The organism is Desulfofundulus sp. JL263-se, assembly GCF_056316025.1.
This window is the reverse complement of record NZ_CM149993.1, coordinates 2,663,650-2,689,852: the sequence shown is the minus strand read 5'-3', so window position 1 is coordinate 2,689,852 and position 26,203 is coordinate 2,663,650. Positions and strand designations below refer to the sequence as shown.

The window sequence follows — 26,203 nt, the reverse complement described above, 5'->3', positions numbered from 1 at the left end:
GTGTCGTGTCTACCGTAGAAACTATTATCCGTGGCGGCAGTTTCTAGAATAGCCACGTTTCAGGTATAGTGTCGGGAATTTTGGCCTTAATAGCTACGCGGCTTCCGGCAACAGTAATCTCATCGACTAAGAGATTGACTAGACGCTTTTTCTCTTCAAAGGAAAGAGTGTCAAGGACATCTCCAACTTGGTTTGCAAATTCTTCTAACCGTTTTAACTCCTGTGCTGCCAGGTCACGCCGGGAGAGTTCTCCTAAAATCTGCTCGCGGCGGCGCGAGAGGTACTCCCAGCGCTCCTTTATTTCCCTGAGCCGCTGTTCCATTTCAACTTCCGGTAGCAAATCTTTTTGGAACATAGTCGCTACCCGCGACCGCTCGCTGGAAACCAGGAGCAACTTTTTTTCTACAGTTCTAAGCTCGATTCCTAAAGCCTTAGTAGTCTCATCCGGAAAAGCGGCGTGCAGTTCTTCGCGAAGTGTTTCCGGATTTGTCAACCAACCAGAAACCTTTTTCCAAATAAGTTCTTCTAAATCTGCGGCGTTAAGGAAGCTAGACCTACAGCGTTCCCGGCCTGGTAAGCCGGGGGATTTCGCCGTGCAGACGTAATAAGCTCTCTTCTTTCCTTTTGACGTAATAAGATTCCCGTGCATGGTTGCGCCGCATTTTCCGCACCGCATAAGGCCTGAAAGAAGATACGGGTAAGTGCTGTAGCTGCGCCAGCGCCTTCGGGAATTGTCAAAACGCTTTTGGGCTGCATCCCAGGTCTCTTTATCAACAATGGCGGGGACAGAAATAGGGACCCACTCTTCGCGGGGTCTTTCTTTTCTACTTACCCTTTCTTCAGGCGGCTTATATTTATTAAACTTGACGTCCTTAGTATCATAGCGGCGGATATACAGGGTGCCGGCATAGGCGCTGTTGGCCAAAATCCGCTTCACAGTCTGCTTACTCCACTGCTTGCCCTTGGGACTTGGGATGCCCATGGCGTTTAACCGCTTTGCGATTTCGTAAGGGCTGGCGTTTTCGTCGGAGATGAACCACTGGTACATGAGCTTAATGATTTTGGCTTCTTCTTCGATGATGCTTAGGGTATCCGTTTCTTTATTAAACTGGTAACCATAAAGTCCCGGACTATGTGTAAGTTTCCCCACCTTTGCCTTCGCCCTCTTGCCGATGAGGGAACGGAGCCTGGTCCTGGCCCGTTCGTATTCGTCAACGGCGCTGAGTACAGTTAGATGAAAGCGGTCTTCGGGGGTATCGGTGAATTTGGAGTTGACAAAGGTCAATTCCGCTCCTGCTTTCTTTATTTCATCAATCAGCAAAAGCTGGTGGGCAACACTGCGTGACAAGCGGCTGGTATCTAAACAAATAAACCAGCGTATGCCGCCGGCTTTCAACTTTTCCAGTGCTGCTACCAAAGCGGGGCGCTCTAAGATTGAGCCCGAGACCCCTTCGTCTACAAATTCTGTTATTTCAGCTGCGCCTAATTCCCGGGCCTTAGCCCTGCATTCCTCCCGCTGCGCCGCAATTGAATAGCCGCGTTCGGCTTGTTCTTCTGTGGACACTCGTAAGTATATCAGTGCAGTGCTCACCTTCCCTATCCCTTCTTCAGCTTAACTTTACTTTGATGTACTTGTAGAAATCTCCTACTGTCTTCAGGAAGGCGGGACAGAAGCAAACGAATGGCTTCCCGGTAGGCTTGTTTACGTTCATCCTGGGAGCCGGTGCGGGTTACTATTACTTCAAATTCCCGCTTTGCCATGGCCCCCACCTCCTGTTAAGGCCTGGTTGCCGGACAAAGGAAAACCTTACACTTTAAGCCTGCCGGCCTATCCAATCAAATCATCAAGCAACAAACTATTTTTTTCATTTCATTATTATTTCAATTTATGCTTGACACGCGGCCGGACGACCCTGGCAGAAATAATTACCAAATCATTTAGAGGTTCAGCAGGATGTTAGTCGAGTAAAAGATGACAAAAGGCGCCAGGACAGAGTCTTCGGGACCAAACACAAGGGATGCCGCCATGTCTGAAATGACCAGAAGAACTACTCCTGTGTCGACAAGTATACGCCGTGTTTTGCGCTACAAGGGGATCTGCTCCAGGGATTGTACAGAAGCCTTTTCTTTTAACTGCCTGCGTGGGGTGGCGGGAAGCCCTACTTGGGTCTACACCAATCGCGGGCTAGGCACCACCGTCCTTGAATCAGAAATAATTCTCAATTTAAATTGGACCAGTTAGATAGTAAAACAATATAAATTCTCAAATTCCGTTAGCAAGAGCCAAAAAAAGCCGGGCTACCACAAATATGGCACCGGCCAGTTATACAGCTCAAAAAAGTAAGTACCGGCTTTTTTTCTGCAAGCCAAAATTTCAGCCCGGCCTTCCAGTAACTTTTCTTTAAATTATAGTAGCGAACCAGGCTATCCGGTTTTTGGCCGGAGGATACATTCTAGCCTTATCGGCTACTCTGCAGATTGCTTCAATCATTTTCCATGACTGAAATGGAAGAGAATATCTGGTTAATTGCGGTTCCCTGAAGCACTGGTGGACGGGCTAACCATAGAGAAAGCTAATATTTTGCGGATTGCTCTGGTATTAATAACGGTTGCAGATTATTCAATCTGAGAAGATGGGTTCGGTTTGGGTTAAATGAAAATCTCCTTTTATTGTGGTTATAACCATTTACAAGCTTTTCTGATGGAGGCATCTGACTGGCGAAACTGAATTTGTAATACCAGCGCCAGGTGGCGATTCTGTTTCAAACGGGTTAGGTACATGGTAATAATCTTTGCCAACTGCTGAAAGAGGTTAAAAATTTGTTTTACTGGCCATGGCGGTAAACTCTCCTATGCGATGAATAAGACAAATTCCAACATAATTACGCCACGTATTTACCTTCTTCCAATATCCGGGCGGCAATGGCTTTGCGGATGCCTATTGCGTTTACGGGGCAATACTTGCCGAGGTGCTTGGTTACGCTGGAATTGGTTCGCAGCATGTCGCCGGGCTTGAGCACGGACGAGCGCCGGCTATCTCTTGACAGGTACTTGCGGGAAGATGTAAAATAACCCTGTCAACAGGGGAGTAGCTGCCCGGTGGCTTACCCGGGTTGCCAAGTCGTCATTCCGGCCTCGGGCCCGGCTTGGCAGTGCCGTTTTACCGTACTTTCAGCGGCAAAGCGAGACCTTTACGTCAACTTGGGCGCAAGGGTCTCGCTTTTTTATATGTTCCTGGCAAAAACCAATTACTTCAGAAAGGGGAGAGAATCATGCTAACACTCGTCTTCTTAGCCGGGGGTTTGGGACTCATCCTCGTTAGTGCCTGGTTATTCACCAACGGCGTGGAGTGGCTCGGCAAAAAGCTGAAACTATCGGAAGGCGCGGTGGGGAGCGTTTTGGCGGCGGTAGCTACTGCCTTACCGGAATCCATGATCCCGGTCATCGCCATCTTGTTTGGGACCGGAAAAGCCTCGGAAGAGATCGGCATCGGAGCAATCCTCGGGGCGCCATTTATGTTAACAACTCTCGCACTGGCCATCATCGGTATCGCCGCTATAGTCTTCAAGGTGGGCGGGAAGCGCAGAGAGTTCATGCTGGTCAACCGTTCCGTTATGATGCGGGACCTCAGGTTCTTTTTAATTATTTATTCGGTGGCTCTTCTGGCGGCCTTTCTCCCTACAGGCTTTATTAGGCCGCTCGTGGCGATTGGTTTGGTTATTACTTACTTCTTATATGTGTCGCGCACCTTTAAGGACGGCAACATATTGGAGGAAGCCCACTTAAAGCCATTGTATTTTGCAAGGTCCCAGGCCGATCCGGCTGCTTCCTTAGCCGCATTGCAGGTGTTCGTTGCTCTGGGTGGTATCATTCTGGGGGCTCACTTCTTTGTGGACGGGATCGAACACGCAGCAGAGTTTCTTCATGTCTCACCATTTGTACTATCTATAATCATCGCACCCATTGCCACGGAATTGCCGGAAAAATTCAACAGCCTGATCTGGGTGCGCCAGGGAAAGGATACTCTCGCCTTGGGCAACATCACGGGAGCAATGGTGTTCCAGAGCTCTATTATCCCCGCTTTGGGCATTGCCTTTACGCCGTGGGTTTTGTCTGACCTGGCCTTTATCAGCGTTATTCTGGCACTTATAGGAGCTGGGTTGGTTTATGTCAATCTTAAGGTGAAAAAAACGCTCCGCCCGGCCACCCTGGTGTTTAACGGCGTCCTGTATATGGTCTTCGTAATACTAGCAACTTGTGTGAATAACATTGTGTAATTATATCTAGGAAGAGATGTCAGACGAGATGAGCACTTTACTTGAAGACTACCACCTTGAAAGCTTGTCTACGGTTTCTATGGTAGACACGACCCTGTGGGGTGCCGTTCCATCAAGTAATGCCACCCGGATGGCCGGAATTACCACGCCGTCAAGGGAGTCGTTGTCCGACGAGCAGCAATGGAATTCCACGTCGTAGCCCCTTTCCAGCATGGCTTCGCCAATTTTCCGCATAAATGTGGATTTGCCTACTCCGGGCCCGCCTTTAATTACAAAAATGCGGCTGGCGTCAGGTTCAATAATATAGTCATAAAAAGAGTAAAAGCCCTGGCAAGTGTTTCCCCCCGGAAAAACCTTTTTTAATTTTCCTTTTTTGCCCAATATATCTCCCTCCTTATTTGACAATAAAGGCGCCATGAAAGAGACAAAAAAATCTAGTCATGGCGCCTTTGCCAACTTTTCTTTTTATATGTAATATAATTGTATGCAGCAGTCCTCGGGATTTGTGATATATTTTCCCTGTTAACTATTTTTTTCAAACGAAAAAATATACCTGAAAATATTGTAGAGGTGTAGTTGATGAATGGCACCCGGGTAGTCGTGGCAGATACGGACGAAGTTTTTAGAAAACAGTTGCGGGAAATGCTTAAGCAGACAGGCTACCTCGTGGTGGCTGAGGCCGAAGATGCGAAAACACTTTTGCACCATATTTCCAAAACCGAGCCGGACGTGGTGATACTGGATGTGGAATTGGCCGGTTTTGAAAGACTGCAGCTTACCAGGGTGCTGGAGGAGTGCAGGCTGGCCCCGGTGGTTTTAACTATGCCCTATGACCACCGCCTGGTGGCGGAGATGGCCGGAACCGGGGGAGTATTCGGCATCCTTGTTAAGCCGGTGCAGGAAGCCGCCCTTTTGCCCACCCTTGAATCAGCCGTAGTATGTTTTAAGCGGGTAAAGGATTTAGAGAAGGAAAACGGTAAATTGCGCCGGGAATTGGAAACCCGCAAATTGGTGGAGCGGGCCAAGGGCCTTTTAATGGAAAACAAGGGCATGACCGAAAGTGCTGCCTATCGCTATTTGCAAAAGTTGAGCATGGACCGCTGTATGAGTTTGGGAAAAGTGGCTAAACAAGTTATTATATCTTTACAAAAGTAGAAATAAACTTTTGTATACAATATACTTAAAATAGAGGCATTGATTTTTCCCGATTAAGTGCTATACTGTTTAAATGGGATTATAATATTGGAATGGTTGAGGGCAATGGCGTCCTTACCAGGGATTAATAAAAAAGTTAACCCCTGGAAGGGCGTTTTTTGTTTGCCCTGGTAAATATTGGAGGAATGGGAGCGTTGAAAACTTTTACCAAACAGGATGTGCTGGAAAAGGCCCGGGAATATAACGTTAAGTTTGTGCGCCTTCAGTTTTCCAGTATTCTGGGTTTTTTAAAAAATATAGCTATTACGGTGGAAGAATTGGAAAGGGCCCTGGACGGGCAAATCAGCTTTGACAGTTCAGTTATCGAGGGAGTTATAGGGTGCCGGGAAACGGATATTTACCTGCGCCCGGATCCCGGCACCTTTGTGATTTTTCCCTGGCGTCCCAGGGAAGGTGCCGTGGCCCGGCTTATCTGTGATGTGGTAACTCCTTCCGGTGCCCCCTTTTGGGGGTGCTCCCGCTCAGCCCTGCGCAAAGTAATTAAGGAATATGCAGATTCAGGTTTTGACTTACAGGTAGGGGCGGAAATAGAGTTTTTCCTCTTTCATACCGATGAGCAAGGGAAGCCCACTGTAATTACCCATGACCAGGCAGGGTACTGCGACCTGACCCCGGTGGACATGGGGGAAAATGCCCGCAGGGACATGGTGCTGACCCTGCAGGAAATGGGTTTTGATATTTCATCTTCCCACCACGAGATTGCCCCGGGGCAACATGAAATCTTTTTAAAGGAAGATAATGCCCTGGCCATGGCCGATACTATTACCACATTTAAATTTGTAGTCCGTACCATAGCTCAGCGGCATGGCCTGCATGCCACTTTTATGCCCAAACCCCTGGCGGATTATAACGGTTCGGGCATGCACCTGCATTTTACCCTCTGGAAAGAGGGGGAAAATGTTTTCCATGATCCCCAAAGTGATAAGGGATTCAGTAGTATTCTTTACAACTATATAGGTGGCATTCTTGCCCACGCCGGGGCTGTTACGGCCATAACCAACCAGCTTATTAACTCCTATAAGCGACTGGCCCTTAATGATCTGGCCCCCTTCCTGGCCGCGTGGTCGGAGGAGAGCAGAAATACAATGCTGCGGGTAACCATTCCTTCCGGTAAAGGTCCCACAGTGGCATTCAGGAGTTCTGATCCTTCCTGCAATCCTTACCTGGCGCTGGCGGCCATTATGAAGGCGGGAATGGACGGGATGAAAAAGAAATTACCCTGTCCCCAAGGGATTGCCGGGGATTACGGCGAGCCGGCAAATATTCGGAAACTCAGGCGGGAAATGGGGTTGCCTAAAAGTCTGGAGGAAGCACTGAGTGCCCTTAACGCCGATGAAGTAATACGTGGGGCTTTGGGAGAGTATATCTGGCGGCGTTTTTTGCACATCAAGGAAGATGAGTTGGAGCGTTTCCGTTCCCAGGTACATCCCTGGGAATTGGATGAGTATTTAAAAAACTTTTAGATATTATTGAGTTATTGAAGGAAGGTGATATGGAGAAAGAAGTTGAGATATACGGGATGAGGGTCCTATTCAGGTTATTTTATAGGTTTGGTTAAAGAGAAGATTAGAGAGAGAAAAAGACAAAGTGAAAGTAAATTTTTGTTAACTAACAAAATATATTATTTATTTGTTTAAGGAGGATGGAAAAATGAGTTTTAGCCAAGGAGTTAATGCCAGTGCAGCAACACTAACCAAGCTGCGTACCGGTGAAAGTAGGTGTCCCTTTAGCGGAATGTGTGTGACCTGCTTGGACGGCTGCCCGGGACTGTGCGAAGTGGGTAAATCTGCCGTCAGGGGCAAGGAAGTTCTTTATCCCCAGCCTTTCGGTAAGGTCACGTCCGCTTCTCAAAAGGACTATCCTGTGGACTATTCTCACTTTAATATTATGGGTTCCGCTGGGGGTGCTTATGGTATCGATGCCGATCCCGACAAGGCTATTTTCCCTGCCGTGAACCTGGAAACCGCCGTGGGTGCCAACGGAGACCTGAAGCTGGATCTACCCATTGTGGTGGCCGGCATGGGCTCCACCAACGTGGCCGCCAATAACTGGGAACACCTGGCCGCCGGTGCCGCCATTTCCGGTGTAGGCATCGTAATCGGCGAGAACGTCAGTGCAATGGACCCGAACGTGGAGATTAAGAACGGCCGTGTAGTACATTCCCCCAATCTTTCACGCCGGGTTAAAGATTTCCAGGAATGGTCCCGTGGTAAAGGTTTTATCGCCGTTCAGGCAAACGTAGAAGATACCAAGCTGGGTGTTCAGGAATACGCCATAGAAAAACTTGGCGTTGAGGCCGTGGAAATTAAATGGGGCCAGGGTGCCAAGGATATCGGCGGCGAGGTCAAGCTGGATACCCTGGAAAGGGCACAGCAGCTCAAGAGCCGCGGCTATGTGGTGCTCCCCGACCCGGATGACCCGCGGGTACAGGAAGCTTACAAGGCCGGTGCTTTCAAGGAATTTGAGCGTCATTCCCGCATCGGTATGGTGGATTACGACAGCTTTATGGCCCGCGTTGAAGAACTGCGCAACGCCGGGGCAAAGTATATTTTCCTGAAGACCGGAGCCTACAGGCCAGCGGATTTGGCCCGGGCCGTCAAGTATGCTTCCGATGCCAAGCTGGACCTTCTCACTGTTGACGGTGCCGGCGGCGGGACGGGAATGAGCCCGTGGCGCATGATGAACGAGTGGGGTGTTCCTACCGTTTACCTGCAGGCACTGCTGGTGAAGTACCTTGACAGGCTGGCAGCCAAGGGTGCTTACGTGCCTCCGGTGGCCGTTGCCGGCGGATTCGCCCTGGAGGACCATATGTTCAAGGGACTGGCCATTGGCGCCCCGTATACCAAAGCCATCGGTATGGCTCGTTCGGCCCTCAGTGCCGCCATGGTTGGCAAGACCGTAGGCGAGGCCGTTAAGTCCGGCAAGGTTCCCAGTGAATACAAGAAATACGGTGAAAACTTGGAGCAAATCTTCATCAGCGCTTCGGAACTCAAGGAGAAGCTGGGCGCAGACGAATTTAGCCGCCTGCCTGTCGGCGCAATCGGCGTTTACACCTACTTTGAGCGCCTGGCCCAGGGCCTGCGGCAGCTTATGTGCGGCGCCAGGAAGTTTGCCCTGGAATACATCACCCGGGATGACGTGGTTGCATTAACCAGGGAAGCTGCGGAGATTACCGGCATCAAGTATGTAATGGATGCCGACGCTGAAGAAGTGGAAAAGATTTTAGGTTAGTCGCCAGGTTATCAGCCCGGAGGTTTAATAATCCTCCGGGCAAATTTTTATCTTAATTAAAAATTTGCCGGGTATATATTTTTGAAAGAGGTCTTTTTTTTAAGAAATATTATGGTATACTATGATAGACAGAGAAAAATGAATTAATGGCACAATGATGTGCTAAATTGGGCAATGGAGCCTACATGGGTCAGGTGACGGAAAAAGTCATCCTGATTGTGTGGGCTTTTTATGTGCTAAGATCAAAGGAGAGGTGTGACAGTCGGTGTCCAAGCTTACCCACGACGATGTGCGTAATCTGGCCAAGGAATTGGGAGTAAAGTTTATCCGGCTCCAATTTACGGACATTTTTGGAGTATTAAAAAATGTTTCCATTACCGTTGAACAGTTGGATAAGGCCCTGGATGGGGAATTAATGTTTGACGGGTCATCCATTGAAGGTTTTGTGCGCATTGAAGAGTCCGACATGTATCTGCGCCCGGACCCTTCCACCTTCGTGGTTTTCCCCTGGAGGCCCCAGGAAGGGGCGGTTGCCCGCCTAATATGCGATATTTATACCGCCGGCGGGGAACCTTTTGCCGGTGATCCCCGCTATGTGCTCCGCCGGGTCATTGCGGATGCGGCGGAAATGGGTTACAGCATGAATGTGGGGCCCGAGGCGGAATTTTTCCTTTTCCACGTAGACGAAGACGGCAGGCCTACTACCAAAACCCACGACCGGGCCGGCTACTTTGACATGACTCCGGTGGATCTGGGGGAAAATGCCCGCCGGGATATGGTAGTAACTCTGGAACGAATGGGATTTGAAATTGAGGCCTCGCACCACGAAGTGGCTCCGGGACAGCATGAGATTGACTTTAAATATTCGGATGCACTGGATATTGCGGACAAAATTGTTACCTTCCGGTTTGTGGTGCGTACCATAGCTCAGAGACACGGGCTTCATGCTACCTTTATGCCGAAGCCCATTTACGGTATTGCCGGGTCGGGCATGCACTTGAACCAATCTCTGATGAGGAACGGCACCAACGCCTTTTACGATCCTGATACGGAAAACAAATTAAGCCAAGACTGCATGTATTATATAGGAGGACTTATGGCTCATGCTCCGGCTATTACAGCCATAACCAATCCTAATGTAAATTCTTATAAGCGCCTGGTTTCCGGTTATGAGGCTCCTGTTTATATAGCCTGGGCATACCGCAACCGCAGCCCGCTAATACGGGTGCCGGCAAAGCGTGGGCCGTCCACCAGGATTGAACTCAGGAGCCCAGATCCCTCCTGTAACCCTTACCTGGCACTGGCGGTTTGCCTGCGGGCCGGCCTGGACGGGATTAAAAATAAAATTGCTCCCCCGCCGCCTTGCGACTGTAACATATATGAATTGACTCCCTCCCAGCGAGAGGAGCTTGGTATTGGCATGCTGCCGGAAGACTTAAATCAGGCCTTGATAGCACTTTCCAGGGATGAAGTGATTAAGGACGCCTTGGGAGAGCACGTGTTGCAGCGTTTCATGGAGGCCAAGCGAATAGAGTGGGAGAGCTACCGCACACAGGTTCATCCTTGGGAACTTGAGCAATACCTGACTAAGTTTTGAAAATTAATTCTATTTGGATCGGATTTTTTCCGATCTTTTTTTCAGTTTAATTGACAAATTAGTAAATAAAAAATAGAATAGAGAATATCTATTTTCAGTATGGAACGGGGTGTAAAGGATGACCCATACCATAGCTGTACTTGTTTTGAATAAGCCGGGGGTTCTGGCCCGTATTGCCGGCCTTTTAAGCAGAAGGGTTTTCAATATTGAAAGCATAGCTGCCGGATATACCGAGGAGCCGGACATTACCCGCATTACCATTGTGGTAAACGGCGATGAACAGGTACTGGACCAGGTAATTAATCAACTCTCCAAGCTGGTGGATGTCATTAAAATACAAAAATTAGAAGAAGGTCCCGGCTCTATCGAGCGCGAATTGGCCCTAATAAAGGTTAAGGCTGATCCGGCAAAAAGGCGCGATATAGTGGATATTGTAGAGATTTTCCGGGCTAACGTTGTGGATGTGAATCCGGAGACGATGGTTATTCAGATAATCGGTGACGAACAAAAAATAAATGCTTTTACCAGTGTACTTGATGAGCATGGTATAGTGGAAATGGTTCGTACCGGGAAAGTAGCGCTGTCCCGCAGTCCGATAGCAGCTAAAGATGAAAAATAAGGCAAGTATTGACAAATTTCCTGTTAATGTGTATATAATAGAGTGTATTTTGGCGATATTCAATGCATAGGGGGTTATAACAGGTGTCCCGGGTGAAGCGCATCATGATTAGCCTTCCTGGCAGCCTTTTGGAGGAAGTGGATGACCTTGCCGCTGCAGAAAAACTCAACCGGAGCGAATTTATCCGGGAGGCTATGAAGATGTACATTCAAGAACGCAAGCGGCACCTGTTAAGGGAGCAGATGAAGAAAGGGTATATGGAGATGGCCAAAATTAATTTGGCCCTGGCAATGGAACAAGAGCGCCTGGAGTCCGAGGCTTCACCTGCTTATGACTCAGTGGCGGAGGTCAAGTGAAAATGCAAATCCGCCGTGGAGATGTTTTTTATGCCGATTTAAGCCCGGTGGTAGGTTCAGAACAGGGGGGGACGCGCCCTGTTCTTATTTTACAAAACGATATCGGTAACCAGTATAGCCCTACCACCATTGTGGCTGCCATTACCTCTCAAATCGCCAAGGCCAAGCTTCCTACCCACGTGGAAATGGGGCCCACCCCCGGAGGGCTGGATAGATGCTCAGTTATATTATTGGAGCAGATAAGAACCATTGATAAAAGCAGGCTGTTGGAAAAGGTAACTTCTTTGAGTGATGAAATGATGGAAAAGGTCAACCGGGCAATAGAGATAAGCCTGGGGCTGGTGGATATCTAGTACATATTAAAGGGATGTATTATAAGGTGTTACATACATAATGCAAAAATACACCTCGTTGGGAGGTGTATTTTTGCTTGTGCGCCCGGCATGGGCGATAACTTGGGGGTGAAAGTCCCCTGCGGGGGTTGGCAGCACCAACCGCTAGCCAACGGCAAGGGTGTCCACGGCGACGTGGAATCCGAAGGAAGCCCGAGGCAAAATCCCGACCCGAGGACCACGAACCGCGGGCGAGGCCGTCATATTCGGGCGAGCCTGCAAGACAAGGCAAAGCCCAATGCTGCCAAGGGGTATGGCGGTAAACGCGGCGGGTGTGGGAGGAAAGTTATCGCTCTTACCCGGGGAGGTCTGCCGGATATGCCCAGCACTCAGAACTTGAGTGCTGGGTAACCCGGGTCGAGAGGCCCGGCTGAACCGGCAGAAGTCAGCAGAGGTCATAGTACCTGCTTCAGACGTCAAAGCAGGGAAGGACCGAACACCAGGTGGAGGGATGAACTTGGCAAGTTCGCGAGACATGCGAAGACAGCAGAAAACTCCAAACGGAGCCTGCCCGCGGGAGGAAGCGGTGAAGCCGCGGGGGACCGCGGGAGGGCCGAGTGTGTCTCCGGCACGACCCGAGGATGCATCCCGCGAAGGAAATGATAACAACCTGCTGGAAGCCATGCTTGCGCGAAGCAACATGCTGGCGGCACTAAAGAGGGTAGAGCAAAACAAAGGAGCCCCCGGGGTAGATGGAGTGACGGTTGAATCCTTCCGTGCCTATCTGCGAGAGAACTGGGAGCGCATACGTAAAGAACTGCTCGCCGGGACCTACAGGCCGCAACCCGTGCGCCGGGTCGAAATCCCGAAACCGGGCGGCGGAGTGCGACTTCTGGGAATCCCAACCTTGATAGACCGCTTAATCCAGCAGGCACTTCTGCAGGTACTGACGCCCATATTCGACCCTGGATTTTCACCCAACAGCTATGGATTCAGGCCCGGGCGTCGCGCGCATGATGCCGTGCGCAAAGCGCGGCAATATGTGCAAGAAGGTTATGAATGGGTAGTGGACATCGACCTGGAGAAATTCTTCGACCAGGTGAACCACGATATCCTCATGGCCAGGGTAGCGCGCAAAGTCAAAGATAAGCGCATACTCAAACTAATCCGGCTATACCTGCAATCCGGGGTCATGGTAAATGGTTTGGTCCTGGTAACGGACGAGGGCACACCACAAGGTGGGCCTCTAAGCCCGCTACTGGCCAACATCATACTTGATGACCTGGACAAAGAGCTGGAGAAGCGGGGACACCGCTTTGTCAGGTATGCTGACGACTGCAACATCTATGTTCGCAGCCGCCGGGCCGGAGAAAGGGTCAAGGCCAGCATAACCGCCTACCTGCAGAAACGGTTAAAACTCAAAGTAAACGAGACCAAGAGCGCGGTAGACCGTCCATGGAAGCGCAAATTCCTTGGTTTTAGCATGTACAAAATCAAGGGGCAAGTGCGCATCCGCCTGGCCCCTCAAACCATCAAGCGGCTGAAGGACAAAATCCGGGAACTAACTTCTCGAAGCAAAAGCATAAGCATGGAAGAACGCATCCAGCGGATTAACCAGTACCTGATGGGTTGGGTAGGATATTTTGCACTGGCCGACATGTCCAACAGATTAATGGATATTGAAGGCTGGTTACGAAGGCGCCTGCGCATGTGCCTGTGGAAACAATGGAAACGGGTTCGCACCCGTTACCGGGAATTGCGGGCCCTCGGTCTCCCGGAATGGGTCGCACACCAGCTGGCGAACACCCGTAAGGGATACTGGCGCATAACCGGCGGCCCATTAAACAATGCCCTGAACACTGCCTACTGGCAGGCCCAGGGCCTCATGAGTTTAACCGAGCGTTATCATTTTATTCGTAGCGCTTGGTGAACCGCCCAGTGCGGACCCGCATGCTGGGTGGTGTGAGAGGACGGGGGTTAATCACCCCCTCCTACTCGATTTGGGGTTTTACCGGCGCTACGCAATTCGCTTATCGGGAAGCACCGGCCTTTTGTCAAAGGACATGAGTGTGCGTCATATACTTTTTAAATAAGCATCAGGCGAACGGGGGAGGGGCGGGATGCGGCCGCTGATTGGAATCACATGCGGTGCAAAGGAAAATGTTAATCAATTTTTTCTTGGCAGTGATTATGTGCGGGGGGTGGAGAAGGCCGGGGGGATACCTGTAATAGTTCCTCCTTGTGCCGGTGAAAATCTTCCCGGCATAGTGGAGGCATTGGACGGATTTGTTTTATCCGGCGGCGGGGATATGGATCCGTTGCTTTTCGGAGAGGAACCACTTCCTGTTACGGGTGAGGTGGATCCCGAGCGGGACATATTTGAATTAGGACTAACGCGGCTGGCCATGAGCCGTGGGAAACCCATCCTGGGTATTTGCCGGGGGATGCAAGTGCTGAATGTGGCTGCGGGGGGAACGGTTTGCCAGGATATTGCCCTGAAAATTGAAAAACCTTTGAAGCATAGCCAGCAGGCTCCCCGCTGGTATCCCACCCATAACATAAAAATAGAAAAAGGGACACTGGCGGCAGAAATATTGGGAGAGGGTACTCTCAGGGTGAACAGCTTTCACCATCAGGTAATAGGTAGATTGGCCCCCGGGTTTAATATTTCAGCCCGGGCGCCGGACGGCGTAGAGGAGATAATTGAATATAAGGAGCGGGAATATTATATTATAGGCGTTCAGTTTCACCCGGAAAACATGTGGCGACAAAATTCTTTATTTTTAAGGCTTTTTTATTACCTGGTTCGATATTCTTTTCGGGAGGAACGGAAAGGATAATAACGAATCTATACGACGTGAGTTGTTGGCTGTATTTTATTGCTAAAATATGGAAGATATAGGAGGGCAGTTTTAATTGCTGGCAATTGTTGGCGGACAGGTGTGGACCATGGCAGGAGAGGTATATTCCCGGGCCGTGGTATTGGTGAAAGAAGGTAAAATTAAAGAAGTGGGGCCAGACGTAAAAGTACCGCCGGAGGCGGAGGTTATTGATGCCACGGGCAAAATGGTATTACCGGGATTTATAGATGCTCACTGTCATTTAGGGATAATGGAGGAGATATACCGGATTGAAGGGGATGATGTTAACGAAAATACTGAGCCCGTAACGCCGCACCTGCGGGCCCTGGATGCCATAAACCCGGATGATGTGGGCTTTAAGGACGCCGTTGCCGGGGGAGTAACCACTGTGGTTGTGACACCTGGCAGCGCCAATGTGATTGGCGGTGAAATGGTAGCCATAAAAACCTGGGGGAAAGTTGTGGACGATATGGTGGTTCGTTTTCCTGCCGGCTTAAAGGCCGCTCTGGGGGAGAATCCCAAGCGAAATTACGCGGAGGTTAAGAAAATGCCGGTTACCCGCATGGCATCTGCCGCCCTTTTACGGGAAACCCTGGTGGAGGCACAAAACTACCTGTCCCGGCAGGAAAAGGCTCGGCGGGAAGATGACCGGGAGCCGGAGCGAAATCTTAAGCTGGAGGCAGTTACCAGAGTCCTGCGCCGGGAAGTTCCATTGAGGGTCCATGCCCACAGGGCTGATGATATTATGACTGCCATTCGTATTGCCCGTGAATTTAATATTTCCCTAGTTTTAGAACATTGCACGGAGGGTCACCGGGTGGCGGAGTATATTGCCGGTGCCGGGGTGCCGGCAGTAGTAGGGCCGGTGATTACCAACAGGGCCAAGGTGGAGTTAAAGGAAAGAAGCTTGGAAACCGCAGCGGCACTGGCTCGGGCGGGAGTGTCCTTTGCCATTATGACCGATCACCCGGTTGTGCCCATACAATATTTATCACTTTCCGCCGGCCTTGCCTGCAGGGGAGGCCTGCCGGAAGAAAAGGCGCTGGAGGCTATTACCATAGGTGCGGCCAGGGTTGTCGGGCTGGACAAGCTTATAGGAAGCCTGGAGCCGGGGAAAGATGCGGATATTGTTATTATAAAGGGTCATCCTTTTGACTTGCGCAGTAAAATAACGAATGTGTTAATAAATGGGCGGCGGGTAATTTAATTAAAAATTTTGTAAAAAAAGTTTACCAACAAGAGGAAAATAGGTTCCGCCGTCGAAGGAAAATAAATAAAAAACAAGCAATAATTTTCTCTAGTGTTAAGATATGTTAACTAGAGGAGTGTAGGGGTAATGGGCCGGAAATTAAATGTGCTGGTGGTGGACGACCAGCCAGGTGTACGACAATTATTGGGCATTATAATTAAAGAAGCGGGATACCAGGTAAGGGATGCCCAAAACGGTAAAGAAGCTGTGGATATAGTTAAGATGTGGAAACCCGACCTTGTAATTATGGACATTAAGATGCCCGTCATGGACGGAGTAAAGGCGCTGGAAAAAATTAAGCTTTTAAGTCCCGACTTGCCGGTGGTAATGATGACAGCCTACGGCTCGGAAGAGGTGTTGGAGGACTTGCAGAAGAAGGGAGCGGCCATGTGTTTGACCAAGCCCTTTGACATTGATTTTATAAAAGATTTATTGGATGGTTTTTTTCAAAAAAAAGCAGGCACTGAAGAGGAAATGGCGGTAATTTGTTAATTATTTTTTAATGTGCATACAAAATACAAGTAATTTCTTGACAGGCGGTGTTTGTACAATTGAAAATATCCGATTTAGGAGAGACCGGACTAATCAAACGTTTGGCTGCACGGATTAAAACTTTTCCTCCCGTAATAAAAGGAATCGGCGATGATACAGCAGTTTTGCGGGTGCCGGGTGAGCATGACATATTGTTTACCACTGACATGATGGTGGAGGAAGTTCACTTTTCTCTTCGCTATGGGAGTCTTTACCAGGTGGGTAAGAAATCAATTTCCGTAAATGCCAGTGATATTGCCGCCATGGGGGGAAATCCTACTTACGGGGTAATATCGATTGCCCTACCGGCACATCTTACCGTAAAAGATGTGGATGAACTCTACAATGGAATGTTGGCTAGCGCGCGGGAGTACGGGATCAGCCTTGTGGGCGGTGATACGGTTAAGTCCGGGATACTGGTGATAAATGTTGCCTTAATGGGGGAAGTAAAGCGGGGCGGGGCCGTTTTCAGGGACGGGGCCAGGCCCGGGGACCTTTTGTTTGTAACCGGTACTCTGGGGAAGTCCGCTGCCGGTCTTTTTATTTGTACTCACCCCGAAATGGAATTTTCACGTTCAGCAGCAGCCTTTGCCCTGGCATCCCATCTTGAGCCCCGGGCCAGGGTGGAGGCCGGAAAGGCCCTGGGTGACCTGGGGGGGATTACGGCCATGAACGATATAAGTGACGGGCTGGCCACGGAAATTTATGAAATTTGCAGCGCCAGCGGCACCGGGTGCCGGGTGGACATGGAGTCGATACCGGTGGCCCCCCAGGTGAAAGAAATCGCTGCCGCTGCCGGAAAAGACCCCCGTCACTGGGCCCTTTACGGGGGGGAAGATTTTGAACTGGTTTTTACGGTCCCCCCAATTTTAAAGGCCAAGGTGGAAAGGTTATTTAAAGAAATTAACCTGCCTTTGAACCTCATCGGGGAAATTTTGGAGCCTGAAGAGGGAATATTTGGCCTTTGGCCCTCCGGGGAAAGGGTAAATTTGGAGCCAGGGGGATATGACCATTTCAGAAATGAATAAGAGGAACGGGTTACAGCCGTAAAAGCTTGGGTTATAATAAAACTGAGGTGGTTGGATGCCGACACTTTTAACAACATCGCCCCGGGAAACGGAGGCTTTGGGAGAGTATCTGGGTACCCTGGCGGCTAAAGGGGATGTTTTTTGTCTTTATGGTGATCTGGGAACGGGGAAAACCTGTCTGGCCCGGGGAGTGGCCCGGGGTTTAGGGGTTGAAGAACCGGTTACCAGTCCCACTTTTACTTTAATTAACGAATACCGGGGGCGCCTGCCCCTTTATCATATGGATGCATACAGGCTGGGTGGTCCCGGGGATATGGAAGACCTGGGGTATGAGGAATATTTTTATGGCGACGGCGTTACTTTGTTGGAATGGGCGGGAAGGGTTGAGAATATACTTCCTGATGAGCGGCTTGATATTTATATAACAGGAGTTAACGGCAGGGAAAATATGCGGGAAATCACTTTCAAGGGTTTGGGTGAAAGATTTATTCGGCTGGCCGAGGAGTTGACCCAAAATGTACGTACTGGGGATTGAAGCGGCAACACCGGTAGCGGCTGCGGCGGTGGTGGCGGAAGACAGGGTGCTGGCAGAGAGAATGATTAACAACCGCAAAACCCATTCTGTAAATTTACTTCCCATGATAAAGGCCGTGCTGGAAGATGCCCGGATTAAATTGAGTGAACTGGGAGGTATTGCCGTCTCTTCGGGTCCGGGTTCTTTTACCGGCCTGCGTATAGGGATGAGCACGGCCAAAACACTGGCCCAAGTGCTGGATGTACCCATTGCCGGCGTTTCCACCCTGGATGCTCTGGCCTTCAGGTTTTCGGCGGCAAATGTTTTGGTGTGTCCCATTTTAAATGCCCGTAAAAACGAAGTTTACGCAGGTATTTACCGGGGGGGGAATTGTCTTCAAGGGCCTGCGGCCCTGGACATAAAAAAACTCTCCCAGATGCTCAATGATTGCGGGGAAGATATAATAATGCTGGGCGACGGGGTCCCGGCATATCGTGAGCAGTTGCTGGAAAGTTTGGGTGCAGAGGTTCGTTTTGCTCCCCTTTCTTCCCTCCTCCCCGGGGGAAGTGAAATTGCCTGCCTGGGGCTTATGCGCATCAAGGCAGGGGAGTATTCCACTCCCTTTGATCTGCTGCCCCGGTATGTCCGGCTGTCGGAGGCGGAAATAAACTGGATGAAGAAACACGGGACCGGTGTTGAATGTGGTTAGAAAAGCAAAAGATTTGGAATTTGACAATATGCGTGTGGAGCACCTGGAGGATGTATTAAAAATTGAGGAACAGTGTTTTCCCACCCCGTGGTCCAAAAATGCATTTACTCATGAAATAGAATATAATAATTTGGCTCACTATATAGTTGCCCTGAAAGATGGAGAAATAATCGGTTATGCGGGTATGTGGGTAATATTGGATGACGCGCACATTACCAACATTGCAGTTTCTCCCTTTCATCGCGGGAAAGGGTACGGGAAATGCATAATGCGGGAAATGATGCGCAGGGCCCTTCTTTTGGGGGCCTCCAAAATGACTTTAGAGGTTCGCACTTCCAATGAGTCGGCCAGGCGGTTGTATTCCGGCCTAGGCTTTGTGGAGCGGGGGCGCCGCAAGAAATATTATTCAGATACTGATGAGGACGCCATTATTATGTGGAAAGACAGCTTGACGGACTCAAGTTTGGAATTGAAAAATGCAAGTGTGAACAGGTAAGGCCCGCCAAATTTGGCGGGCTTTTTTTCATAAAAATAAGTTTTTGTGAAGGGCGTATAAACAAAATGAAATCGAAATCCGGTTAAGTTTCCGTGAGGCGAGTAATACTAACGTCAGCAAAATAAGGGAGGGAGAAGTAATGCCTCACGATCTCAGGAAAATTGCCATTGTGGGTGTCGGTTCGGTGGGGGCATCGGTTGCGTATGCAATAATGATCAGCGGGTTGGTGAGTGAAATGGTTCTGGTGGATGTGGATAAAAACCGGGCCGAGGGGGAGGCAATGGATCTTGCCCACGGAGCCTCCTTTATAAAGCCCATAAAAATATATGCCGGGAAATACGGGGACTGTCATGATGCAGATATAATAGTTTTTGCCGCCGGTGCCAATCAAAAGCCGGGGGAAACAAGGCTTGATCTGGTGCATAAAAATTTTGCGTTGGTAAGGGAAACCCTGCCCAAAATAATGCCCCGGGACAGTAAGTCCATTTTGCTGATGATATCCAACCCGGTGGACATACTTACCTATACGGCCTTGCAGGTTTCCGGCGCACCGCCGGAAAGGATAATCGGCTCCGGAACCGTTTTGGACAGCTCCCGCTTTCGTTACCTGATCGGAGAACATTGTATGGTAGAACCGCGGAATATACATGCTTACGTAGTTGGGGAGCACGGTGATTCCGAGGTACCCCTCTGGAGCAGGGCTAACATTGCCGGTCTTTCTATTGAGGATTTTTGCTGCTGGCGGGGGGCTCCCTGTCTTGATAAAGAAGAAATCTCCCGCCGGGTAAGGGAAGCGGCATATGAAGTAATAGAGCGCAAGGGCGCCACCTATTACGCCATTGGCCTGGCGGTAAAAAGAATTTGTGAGAGCATCCTGCGTAACGAGAATTCCATACTGACCGTTTCAAGCTTGCTGGACGGGGAATACGGTATCAGCAACGTATGCATGAGCCTGCCTTGCATTGTTAACAGGGAGGGGCGCGTGCGGGTTCTTCCGGTGGATGTTTCGCCGGAAGAAGAGGCCGCTTTGCGAAATTCCGCAGAAATTCTCGGTTCCGTTCAGCGGGAGCTGGGTTTCCCCGGTCCTTCTTTTAGCCGTGGCGCGCCGGTTTTGCCGGCGGGCGGTTACGAAAGGCCGGAGTTACACGGGCCCCATTAAACCGGAGACTGGGGTAAAAGATGCCCCGGTATACTTTTTTGTTCTATAACTAATTGGGCAGGTAAATTCCATTTGGAAAAGAAGAAATGAATATATTAGCAACGGGAAAGGGGTATTGTACCGCTATGCTGCAAAAAAATAATAACGGGCTCCGGCGCTTGCTGTTGGGGTTGCTGGCTTTTTTCGGGCCCATTGTTGCGGGGGCCGTTACCATTTGGATAGGGGGATTTTGGGCCTTCTGGTTCCTGTGTTATTTTATAATGCTGGCCCTGCCGGTTGTTATTATTGGGTATTTGCTTTACAAATACATTTTCCAAATTGCCGCGGAAAAGGTGGAGGACAGGTTTGAAGAAGAAGGAAAAAAGTTTCTGGCCGGGTTAAAGGACCGGTTTGAAATAATTGAAGATGCGGTGTGGGATCCTTCTTTTCGCATGCGTTCCAGGCTATCTCCGAGGAAGCCCTTTGACAGGGTGGCGCTGTCGGTATCCGAAGGTTGGTTTTCTCTGTCCGGGGAGCAGAGGCAAGAGCTTATGGAAGAGATATCCCACATGATCCGGGAGTGGATCAGGGAAAAGGGCCTGGAAAGAGAAAACCATGTTATAAGGCTGGATTTTTACAGGGATATTCGCAGCCCGTCCTCACTGGTGGGCAAATACAGTGCATAGAGATGGGGGATATATGTGGCGGACGAGAAAAGTACGGTGCAAGAGCTTAAAAACCTGGTGGCCGCTTTCGTTAATGAAAGGGACTGGAATCAATTTCATACACCCAAAAACCTGGCCATGTCCATAGCCATTGAGGCGGCGGAATTAATGGAGATTTTCCAGTGGTGCGATAAGGAAAAACTGGATGAGGAGGAGCGGGCCCGGGTAGAGGAAGAGCTTGCCGACGTGGTGATATACTGCCTTTCCATGGCCAATGCCACCGGCCTGGACCTGGCCGGGGCCGTAGAGAAAAAACTGGCGGTAAACGCCGTAAAGTATCCGGTGGAAAGGTTCCGGGGGCGCTACCGGTAAAAGGTAAATAAAAAAGTGGTGCGATGTTATCGCACCACTGCCCGCGAATGGTGCGCCTACCAGGATTCGAACCTGGGCTCCCGGCTCCGGAGGCCGGTGCTCTATCCCCTGAGCTATAGGCGCAAAAAGACGTAATAAATTAGCTGCAAAAGTTATTATATCAAAAACAAAGAATTATGCAAGGGTAAATTATCTTTAAGTTATTGGTAACTTTTCTGGCAGTTATGACGCCAGGGGTCAGCGAGATCAAAATATCTTTTTACTGTTCAAATATTCGTGCACATCATTTAAAGCTTCTCCGAAGCGCTGGAAGTGAACCACTTCTCTTTCCCGCAGGAACCGCAGCGCGTCTTTTACCCCAGGGTCGCCGGTCAGCCTGATGAGGTGTTCGTAGGTGGTTCGGGCCTTTTGCTCAGCGGCCATGTCTTCGTGCAAATCTGCCACAGGGTCTGCGTGGGCCTGAATATAGGCTGCCGTCCAGGGCACCCCGTTGGCATCAGTATAAAATAGCGCACTGTCGTGAATGGCATAGTGGGAGCCCAGCCCTTCCCTTTCCAGTACTTCAACCGGTACATCCCTGGTGAGTTTATAAACCAGGGTTGCAATTATTTCCAGGTGAGCCAGCTCTTCGGTTCCGATATCTGTCAAAAGGGCTTTAGCTGGTTTGACTTGTTGATATTTTGGGCCGGCGTTAAAAAGGAGGGTTATAAGATTGTGCAACATTATTGATGCTTACCACGAAGCGGTTAAGAAGTTTCGGGAACTGGAGCCCGGGGATATTACTTTAAGAAGCGGGGCTGTTTATGATGAGGAAAGAAAAATTTTCCTGCTCTCCTATTTCGGGCAGGAACATGAAATAGACCGGGAAGGTAAAGTAACTTTCAGGGGACAAGAAGTATCGTATAATGACCGGACTCTGATATTGCAGTACCTGTGCTCTGCAAGCGGGCTGCCGCCCCGCGGGAAATGGCTTTCTTTTCTGGAGCTGCCGGACGGAAGGCATCATTACGCGCCTTTCCAAACGGACGGGACCATTCCCCTTGCCAGGCACTTCGGCCCAAAGCCCGGGGAATTCAGCAAAGCGGCCCGGAATCTGGGAGGCTGCCCCATAGAATTGGGAGATTCGGGCTATGAAATACCCGCCCTGCCTAAACTGCCCTTGGCCGTGATATTATGGGAGGGCGATGAGGAATTCCCGGCCCAAACCAACATTTTATTTGATTCTGTAGCCCCTACTCACCTTACTACCGCCGCTCTGTGGGTGCTGGGCGTGGAGCTGGCCACTAAAATGCTGGCCCAGGTGGACCGGGAGGCAGCGGGTAAACAAGCAGTTGACTGGCTGGGGGGGAGGTAGTTGGTGCTCCTTGCTGTGCTCAAAGCGATATAGGGCTATCCCACGAGTTAAATTCTACTTTAACCTGGCCGTTTTTATGGATATAAACCGCCCTTACCAGGCCGTTAATTATTTGTTTCCTTTCTTTTTGGTCAGCATGTTTCCAGATAAGATTGAAGTTTTTTAGCAGAGATATTAATTTTTCTTTGTCTGTAATGGTATGTTTTGGGTTCTGCAGTTTACTTTTCAATTCATTAATGGTGTCTTCCAGGTTTTTACGTTTCCTTCTCAGGTTCTCAACCCGCCCGGTGAACTCGCGGGGGTCCAACTCCCCTTTTTCAAATGCCTCGTACCACCGGTTAAGGGCCCCGTCAACCTGCTGCAATTCTTTTTTTATTTGACCGGCCCTTTGCAGGACGTTTTTTTCTTTATTTTCAATGACCTTTATTTCTTCATTTACCTGCATCTGTAATAAAGTCTCTTCAAAATCATAATTTTGCAATTGTGTAATTACTTTCTTTTCAATTTCCTCCTTGCGTTTATAGCCGCACCTGCAATTGGGGTCCCGCACCAGGTAGCGGGATGTGCCGTCCTGGGAATAGCATACATAATATTGTCTTATTCTTTTGGGCCTGCGGGGATGGTTTTGCCATACGGATTTGCTGCGGGCCCGGGCCCCGCACTCGGCACAGTATATGACGCCGGAGAGCAATGCCCCGGTTGCGGAGAGGTTACGGCGGCTCTTTCGCTGCTTTAATGATTCCTGTACTTTGTACCATTTTTCCGGCGGTATTATTGCCGGGTGCATTCCCCGGTAATATTTTTCCTTATGGCGTAAATAACCGGCATAGGTGGGGTTGGACAGCATATACCGGACCGTTTGCCTTGTCCATTGTCCCCCCGAAGGGCTGGGTATATTTTTGTTATTCAAGGTATCTGCAATAAGCTTGACCCCATGCCCTTCCAGGTACAGGTCGTATATCTTTTTTACAATACCGGCTTCCGGTTCTTTTACTTGTAAAACGTAACTGCCCGGCTTGTAATAATAACCGTAAACGTTGCCGCCGTGCCAGCGCCCTTTGCGGGCAGCCTCCATCTTTCCCATGCGGGTTCTTTCTTGAATGATTTCCCGCTCCAACTGGGCAAATACGGCCATCATGCTTAAGGCGGCCTTGCCAAAGCCGGAGCCGGTATCGAAATTCTCCGTAACAGATTTAAAGTCCACTTTGTTGGGTTCAAAAATATCCTCGAGCAGGTAAAGGATATCCTTTTGCCGGCGGGAAAGGCGGTCCAGCTTTAAAACCAGCACAGTGTCTATGCGGTTCTCTTCTATATCCCGTAAAAGGCGGGCTATACCCGGACGCCCGAGATCCTTGCCGGAATACCCGTCATCAATATAAAAGTCGTAAATTTGCCAGCCCCGAGACTGGCAGTAAGCAAGGAGCCTGGATTTTTGGGTATCTATAGACAAGCCTTGCTCAGCCTGCTCGTCCGTCGATACCCGGACATACGCGGCCACCTTTCTATCCTTTGCCATGGCATCACTCCTACTTACTAAATATGGCCGGTGTATCCCACTGTTATTGGACAAAAATTGGCGAAAAGGGTAGGAAATGGTGTAAAATATGAAAAACAAATTTGGCAGCAGGAGGAAAAAAATGAAAGATAAGCAATTTGCCGTAATCGGGCTGGGCCGTTTTGGGAGGGCCCTGGTAGAGGAATTAAACAAAATGGGGTATCAGGTGCTGGCCATTGATTATAATGAAGACCGGGTACATGATGTTATTGATGTTGCCACCCAGGCCGTTCAGGCCGATGCTACAGACAAACAGGCATTAAAATCCCTGGACATAAAAGATTTTGACGTGGCCATAGTTTCCATTGGCGAGAATATCCAAGCAAACATATTGGCAACAATTATGCTGAAGGAACTTGGCGTCAAAAGGGTAGTTGCCAAAGCGCACAATGCTTTGCACGGCAAGGTTTTGGAAAAAATCGGCGCTGACTTGGTGGTATACCCGGAAAGGGATATGGGTATCAAATTGGCCCGGTCACTGGTTTCGCAAAATATCCTGGACCAAATTTATCTTTCACCCGGCTACAGCATAATGGAGCTGGTAACACCGAAAGTATTTGCCGGCAAAAGTCTCGCAGACATCGGCCTGAGAAATAAAATGGGGATCACGGTTTTGGCGGTAAAAAGGGGAGAGGAAATCATTGTGGCCCCCCTTGCAAACCAGGTGATCCAGGCCGGCGACGTTTTGGTGGCCATAGGGAAAGATGAGGATCTGCAAAAGTTAATTGAAATGGAATCGTAAAAGTTCGCTAACGAGAATTAATGAGAATGAGGTATAAAAAATGTCCAGCTTGCAGTTTAGTCCTCCCCGGGTACTGGTAATAGGCTTTTTAACGGCCATTTTGGTGGGAACTGTTATGCTCTCCACACCCTGGGCGGTAAAAGAGGGAACAGGTGACTGGCTGACCGCGCTGTTTACCGCCACTTCCGCGGTATGTGTTACCGGCCTAGTGGTGGTGGATACGGGGACCCACTGGTCGGTCTTCGGCCAGCTGGTAATACTGCTTTTAATTCAGATAGGCGGCCTGGGGGTAATGTCCTTCACCACTTTTTTTGCCCTGTTGCTAGGAAAAAGAATCCAGTTAAGGCAGAGGTTGATAATGCAGCAGGCCCTGAACCAGCCTTCCGTGGAGGGGATAGTAAATTTATTCCGCTATTTGCTGGTCTTTTCCTTTATTGTGGAAATGATGGCAGCGATAATTCTGGCTTTGCACTGGGCGCCCGCGATGGGTATGACGAAGGCATTATGGTTTGGTATTTTTCACTCCATTTCGGCCTTTAATAACGCTGGATTTGACATATTCGGAAATTTTCGCAGCCTGACGGGGTTTACCACAGATTTTGTTACCAATTTTGTTATATCAACCCTTTTTGTGGTTGGCGGTTTGGGCTTTGTGGTAATATATGAAATTTATAATTATAAAAGAAGCCGGAAATTATCCCTGCACTCGCGGCTGGTTCTAATGACCACAATGGTGTTGATTTGCTTTGGCACGGTATTGATTCTGGTTTCTGAATATAATCATGCTTTGCGCGGGCTGACGCCCGCGGGCAAACTCACGGCCGCCTACTTTCAGGCCGTGACGCCAAGGACGGCTGGCTTTAACACTTTGGATCTAAATAGCTTGTTGCTGTCCACGCAATTATTGATTATGTTTCTTATGTTTATAGGCGGTTCTCCGGGTTCCACGGCAGGTGGAATCAAAACGACCACTTTTACCCTGTTGTTCCTGGCCATTTACAGCATTTTACGGGGAAAGAGAGATACCGAAATATTTAGGCGCAGAATAGCTCACCAGGAGGTTTTTCGGGCCCTGGCCATCGCTCTGCTGGCTGTAATTTTAATTTTCCTGGTAACATTTCTACTGTCCTTTACCCACGAAGGCAGTTTCAAGATATTGTTCGAGGCGGTGTCAGCCATAAGCACCGTGGGCTTATCCCTCGGCTTGACCGCCGAATTAAACGATGTAGGGCGCATTTTGATAATTATTACCATGTTTTTGGGGCGCTTGGGGCCGCTTACCATAGGTTACGCCCTGGCCTACAAGCAAAGACAGCCTGAAATACGCTACCCCGAGGGTAAAATAATGATAGGTTGAGGCAT

The 26,203-nt window shown here is 49.5% G+C and carries 29 protein-coding genes, 1 tRNA gene and 1 pseudogene; 23 read left to right on the top strand and 8 right to left on the bottom strand.

The window, feature by feature from the left end; genetic code table 11:
- Nucleotides 1-43: 43 nt before the first annotated feature.
- The 4 genes from ACX4JR_RS13975 to ACX4JR_RS13960 all read right to left on the bottom strand — a co-directional run bounded on the left by ACX4JR_RS13975 (nt 44) and on the right by ACX4JR_RS13960 (nt 3,020).
- Nucleotides 44-1,591 (bottom strand): recombinase family protein, encoded by a 1,548-nt coding sequence (locus tag ACX4JR_RS13975; protein WP_476058626.1) that lies wholly within the window; start codon nt 1,589-1,591, stop codon nt 44-46.
- A gap of 5 nt (nt 1,592-1,596) precedes the next feature.
- A complete protein-coding gene (locus tag ACX4JR_RS13970; protein ID WP_476058625.1) occupies nt 1,597-1,761 on the bottom strand; it encodes a hypothetical protein in 165 nt (54 codons plus the stop codon).
- Nucleotides 1,762-2,676: 915 nt separating this feature from the next.
- Entirely contained in the window at nt 2,677-2,820 is a 144-nt protein-coding gene (locus ACX4JR_RS13965; RefSeq protein WP_476060574.1) for a TetR/AcrR family transcriptional regulator C-terminal domain-containing protein, read from the bottom strand.
- Between the two features lie 62 nt (nt 2,821-2,882).
- Nucleotides 2,883-3,020 carry a hypothetical protein gene (locus ACX4JR_RS13960; protein ID WP_476058624.1) on the bottom strand — a complete coding sequence of 46 codons (138 nt, stop codon included), beginning with the start codon at nt 3,018-3,020 and terminating at the stop codon, nt 2,883-2,885.
- A 252-nt stretch (nt 3,021-3,272) separates the two neighbouring features.
- On the opposite strand from ACX4JR_RS13960, the gene ACX4JR_RS13955 reads away from it, so the two are divergent.
- Nucleotides 3,273-4,277 carry a sodium:calcium antiporter gene (locus ACX4JR_RS13955; protein ID WP_476060573.1) on the top strand — a complete coding sequence of 335 codons (1,005 nt, stop codon included), beginning with the start codon at nt 3,273-3,275 and terminating at the stop codon, nt 4,275-4,277.
- 90 nt (nt 4,278-4,367) lie between these two features.
- On the opposite strand, the pseudogene ACX4JR_RS13950 reads toward ACX4JR_RS13955, so the two are convergent.
- Nucleotides 4,368-4,694, bottom strand: a pseudogene (locus ACX4JR_RS13950) (P-loop domain-containing protein); the annotation flags it as partial.
- Between the two features lie 162 nt (nt 4,695-4,856).
- Here ACX4JR_RS13950 and ACX4JR_RS13945 point away from each other — a divergent pair.
- The 19 genes from ACX4JR_RS13945 to ACX4JR_RS13855 all read left to right on the top strand — a co-directional run bounded on the left by ACX4JR_RS13945 (nt 4,857) and on the right by ACX4JR_RS13855 (nt 21,190).
- Nucleotides 4,857-5,432 carry an ANTAR domain-containing response regulator gene (locus ACX4JR_RS13945; RefSeq protein WP_476058623.1) on the top strand — a complete coding sequence of 192 codons (576 nt, stop codon included), beginning with the start codon at nt 4,857-4,859 and terminating at the stop codon, nt 5,430-5,432.
- A gap of 185 nt (nt 5,433-5,617) precedes the next feature.
- Entirely contained in the window at nt 5,618-6,955 is a 1,338-nt protein-coding gene (locus ACX4JR_RS13940; RefSeq protein ID WP_476060572.1) for a glutamine synthetase family protein, read from the top strand.
- A 187-nt stretch (nt 6,956-7,142) separates the two neighbouring features.
- A complete protein-coding gene (locus ACX4JR_RS13935; RefSeq protein WP_476058622.1) occupies nt 7,143-8,723 on the top strand; it encodes an FMN-binding glutamate synthase family protein in 1,581 nt (526 codons plus the stop codon).
- Nucleotides 8,724-8,988: 265 nt separating this feature from the next.
- Nucleotides 8,989-10,320 (top strand): type I glutamate--ammonia ligase, encoded by a 1,332-nt coding sequence (glnA, locus tag ACX4JR_RS13930; protein ID WP_476058621.1) that lies wholly within the window; start codon nt 8,989-8,991, stop codon nt 10,318-10,320.
- Nucleotides 10,321-10,438: 118 nt separating this feature from the next.
- Nucleotides 10,439-10,939, top strand: a complete 501-nt coding sequence (gene ilvN, locus ACX4JR_RS13925; protein WP_476058620.1) for an acetolactate synthase small subunit — start codon at nt 10,439-10,441, stop codon at nt 10,937-10,939.
- Between the two features lie 83 nt (nt 10,940-11,022).
- Entirely contained in the window at nt 11,023-11,295 is a 273-nt protein-coding gene (locus ACX4JR_RS13920; protein ID WP_476058619.1) for a CopG family ribbon-helix-helix protein, read from the top strand.
- Nucleotides 11,296-11,297: 2 nt separating this feature from the next.
- Nucleotides 11,298-11,648, top strand: a complete 351-nt coding sequence (locus ACX4JR_RS13915; protein ID WP_476058618.1) for a type II toxin-antitoxin system PemK/MazF family toxin — start codon at nt 11,298-11,300, stop codon at nt 11,646-11,648.
- A 90-nt stretch (nt 11,649-11,738) separates the two neighbouring features.
- On the top strand, nt 11,739-12,038 hold the full coding sequence (locus ACX4JR_RS13910; RefSeq protein ID WP_476058436.1) for a hypothetical protein: 300 nt from the start codon (nt 11,739-11,741) through the stop codon (nt 12,036-12,038).
- A gap of 262 nt (nt 12,039-12,300) precedes the next feature.
- Nucleotides 12,301-13,557: a group II intron reverse transcriptase/maturase gene (gene ltrA, locus ACX4JR_RS13905; protein WP_476060484.1), complete on the top strand. Its 1,257-nt coding sequence runs from the start codon at nt 12,301-12,303 to the stop codon at nt 13,555-13,557.
- Between the two features lie 190 nt (nt 13,558-13,747).
- Complete coding sequence (locus tag ACX4JR_RS13900; RefSeq protein ID WP_476058617.1) at nt 13,748-14,467, top strand: gamma-glutamyl-gamma-aminobutyrate hydrolase family protein; 720 nt, start codon at nt 13,748-13,750, stop codon at nt 14,465-14,467.
- Nucleotides 14,468-14,543: 76 nt separating this feature from the next.
- Complete coding sequence (locus ACX4JR_RS13895) at nt 14,544-15,695, top strand: amidohydrolase (protein WP_476058616.1); 1,152 nt, start codon at nt 14,544-14,546, stop codon at nt 15,693-15,695.
- Between the two features lie 129 nt (nt 15,696-15,824).
- Nucleotides 15,825-16,229: a response regulator gene (locus ACX4JR_RS13890; RefSeq protein WP_476058615.1), complete on the top strand. Its 405-nt coding sequence runs from the start codon at nt 15,825-15,827 to the stop codon at nt 16,227-16,229.
- 59 nt (nt 16,230-16,288) lie between these two features.
- A complete protein-coding gene (gene thiL, locus ACX4JR_RS13885; RefSeq protein WP_476058614.1) occupies nt 16,289-17,296 on the top strand; it encodes a thiamine-phosphate kinase in 1,008 nt (335 codons plus the stop codon).
- A 55-nt stretch (nt 17,297-17,351) separates the two neighbouring features.
- Complete coding sequence (gene tsaE / locus ACX4JR_RS13880) at nt 17,352-17,831, top strand: tRNA (adenosine(37)-N6)-threonylcarbamoyltransferase complex ATPase subunit type 1 TsaE (RefSeq protein ID WP_476058613.1); 480 nt, start codon at nt 17,352-17,354, stop codon at nt 17,829-17,831.
- Complete coding sequence (gene tsaB, locus ACX4JR_RS13875) at nt 17,812-18,519, top strand: tRNA (adenosine(37)-N6)-threonylcarbamoyltransferase complex dimerization subunit type 1 TsaB (RefSeq protein ID WP_476058612.1); 708 nt, start codon at nt 17,812-17,814, stop codon at nt 18,517-18,519. Before tsaE ends, tsaB begins: the two co-directional genes overlap by 20 nt.
- 13 nt (nt 18,520-18,532) lie before the next feature.
- Nucleotides 18,533-19,015, top strand: coding sequence for a ribosomal protein S18-alanine N-acetyltransferase (gene rimI / locus ACX4JR_RS13870; RefSeq protein ID WP_476058611.1), 483 nt, complete (start codon nt 18,533-18,535; stop codon nt 19,013-19,015).
- Nucleotides 19,016-19,154: 139 nt separating this feature from the next.
- Nucleotides 19,155-20,174 carry an L-lactate dehydrogenase gene (locus ACX4JR_RS13865; protein ID WP_476058610.1) on the top strand — a complete coding sequence of 340 codons (1,020 nt, stop codon included), beginning with the start codon at nt 19,155-19,157 and terminating at the stop codon, nt 20,172-20,174.
- A gap of 86 nt (nt 20,175-20,260) precedes the next feature.
- Nucleotides 20,261-20,839 carry a hypothetical protein gene (locus tag ACX4JR_RS13860; protein WP_476058609.1) on the top strand — a complete coding sequence of 193 codons (579 nt, stop codon included), beginning with the start codon at nt 20,261-20,263 and terminating at the stop codon, nt 20,837-20,839.
- A 15-nt stretch (nt 20,840-20,854) separates the two neighbouring features.
- The gene (locus ACX4JR_RS13855; protein ID WP_476058608.1) at nt 20,855-21,190 is read left to right on the top strand and encodes a nucleotide pyrophosphohydrolase; all 336 of its coding nucleotides are present in this window, start codon (nt 20,855-20,857) and stop codon (nt 21,188-21,190) included.
- Nucleotides 21,191-21,238: 48 nt separating this feature from the next.
- Here ACX4JR_RS13855 and ACX4JR_RS13850 read toward each other — a convergent pair.
- A tRNA-Arg gene (locus ACX4JR_RS13850) sits at nt 21,239-21,313 on the bottom strand.
- A 123-nt stretch (nt 21,314-21,436) separates the two neighbouring features.
- Nucleotides 21,437-21,913: a manganese catalase family protein gene (locus tag ACX4JR_RS13845; protein ID WP_476058607.1), complete on the bottom strand. Its 477-nt coding sequence runs from the start codon at nt 21,911-21,913 to the stop codon at nt 21,437-21,439.
- Between ACX4JR_RS13845 and ACX4JR_RS13840 the strand changes: the two genes are divergently transcribed.
- Nucleotides 21,903-22,544: a DUF3786 domain-containing protein gene (locus tag ACX4JR_RS13840; protein ID WP_476058606.1), complete on the top strand. Its 642-nt coding sequence runs from the start codon at nt 21,903-21,905 to the stop codon at nt 22,542-22,544. The two genes, ACX4JR_RS13845 and ACX4JR_RS13840, sit on opposite strands and share 11 nt — an antisense overlap.
- 19 nt (nt 22,545-22,563) lie before the next feature.
- Here ACX4JR_RS13840 and ACX4JR_RS13835 read toward each other — a convergent pair whose 3' ends face one another.
- Nucleotides 22,564-24,060 (bottom strand): recombinase family protein, encoded by a 1,497-nt coding sequence (locus ACX4JR_RS13835; RefSeq protein ID WP_476058605.1) that lies wholly within the window; start codon nt 24,058-24,060, stop codon nt 22,564-22,566.
- A gap of 121 nt (nt 24,061-24,181) precedes the next feature.
- Between ACX4JR_RS13835 and ACX4JR_RS13830 the strand changes: the two genes are divergently transcribed.
- A complete protein-coding gene (locus ACX4JR_RS13830) occupies nt 24,182-24,841 on the top strand; it encodes a potassium channel family protein (RefSeq protein ID WP_476058604.1) in 660 nt (219 codons plus the stop codon).
- 40 nt (nt 24,842-24,881) lie between these two features.
- A complete protein-coding gene (locus tag ACX4JR_RS13825) occupies nt 24,882-26,198 on the top strand; it encodes a TrkH family potassium uptake protein (protein ID WP_476058603.1) in 1,317 nt (438 codons plus the stop codon).
- The last annotated feature ends 5 nt before the right edge of the window (nt 26,199-26,203 follow it).

Coding starts and splice junctions, on each gene's coding strand:
- ACX4JR_RS13970 (WP_476058625.1), bottom strand. CDS start 1,761: ATGGCAAAGCGGGAATTTGAAGTAATAGTAACCCGCACCGGCTCCCAG.
- ACX4JR_RS13955 (WP_476060573.1), top strand. CDS start 3,273: ATGCTAACACTCGTCTTCTTAGCCGGGGGTTTGGGACTCATCCTCGTT.
- ACX4JR_RS13945 (WP_476058623.1), top strand. CDS start 4,857: ATGAATGGCACCCGGGTAGTCGTGGCAGATACGGACGAAGTTTTTAGA.
- ACX4JR_RS13940 (WP_476060572.1), top strand. CDS start 5,618: ATGGGAGCGTTGAAAACTTTTACCAAACAGGATGTGCTGGAAAAGGCC.
- ACX4JR_RS13935 (WP_476058622.1), top strand. CDS start 7,143: ATGAGTTTTAGCCAAGGAGTTAATGCCAGTGCAGCAACACTAACCAAG.
- ilvN (WP_476058620.1), top strand. CDS start 10,439: ATGACCCATACCATAGCTGTACTTGTTTTGAATAAGCCGGGGGTTCTG.
- ACX4JR_RS13915 (WP_476058618.1), top strand. CDS start 11,298: ATGCAAATCCGCCGTGGAGATGTTTTTTATGCCGATTTAAGCCCGGTG.
- ACX4JR_RS13910 (WP_476058436.1), top strand. CDS start 11,739: ATGGGCGATAACTTGGGGGTGAAAGTCCCCTGCGGGGGTTGGCAGCAC.
- ACX4JR_RS13900 (WP_476058617.1), top strand. CDS start 13,748: ATGCGGCCGCTGATTGGAATCACATGCGGTGCAAAGGAAAATGTTAAT.
- ACX4JR_RS13890 (WP_476058615.1), top strand. CDS start 15,825: ATGGGCCGGAAATTAAATGTGCTGGTGGTGGACGACCAGCCAGGTGTA.
- tsaE (WP_476058613.1), top strand. CDS start 17,352: ATGCCGACACTTTTAACAACATCGCCCCGGGAAACGGAGGCTTTGGGA.
- tsaB (WP_476058612.1), top strand. CDS start 17,812: ATGTACGTACTGGGGATTGAAGCGGCAACACCGGTAGCGGCTGCGGCG.
- ACX4JR_RS13865 (WP_476058610.1), top strand. CDS start 19,155: ATGCCTCACGATCTCAGGAAAATTGCCATTGTGGGTGTCGGTTCGGTG.
- ACX4JR_RS13860 (WP_476058609.1), top strand. CDS start 20,261: ATGAATATATTAGCAACGGGAAAGGGGTATTGTACCGCTATGCTGCAA.
- ACX4JR_RS13845 (WP_476058607.1), bottom strand. CDS start 21,913: ATGTTGCACAATCTTATAACCCTCCTTTTTAACGCCGGCCCAAAATAT.
- ACX4JR_RS13835 (WP_476058605.1), bottom strand. CDS start 24,060: ATGGCAAAGGATAGAAAGGTGGCCGCGTATGTCCGGGTATCGACGGAC.
- ACX4JR_RS13830 (WP_476058604.1), top strand. CDS start 24,182: ATGAAAGATAAGCAATTTGCCGTAATCGGGCTGGGCCGTTTTGGGAGG.
- ACX4JR_RS13825 (WP_476058603.1), top strand. CDS start 24,882: ATGTCCAGCTTGCAGTTTAGTCCTCCCCGGGTACTGGTAATAGGCTTT.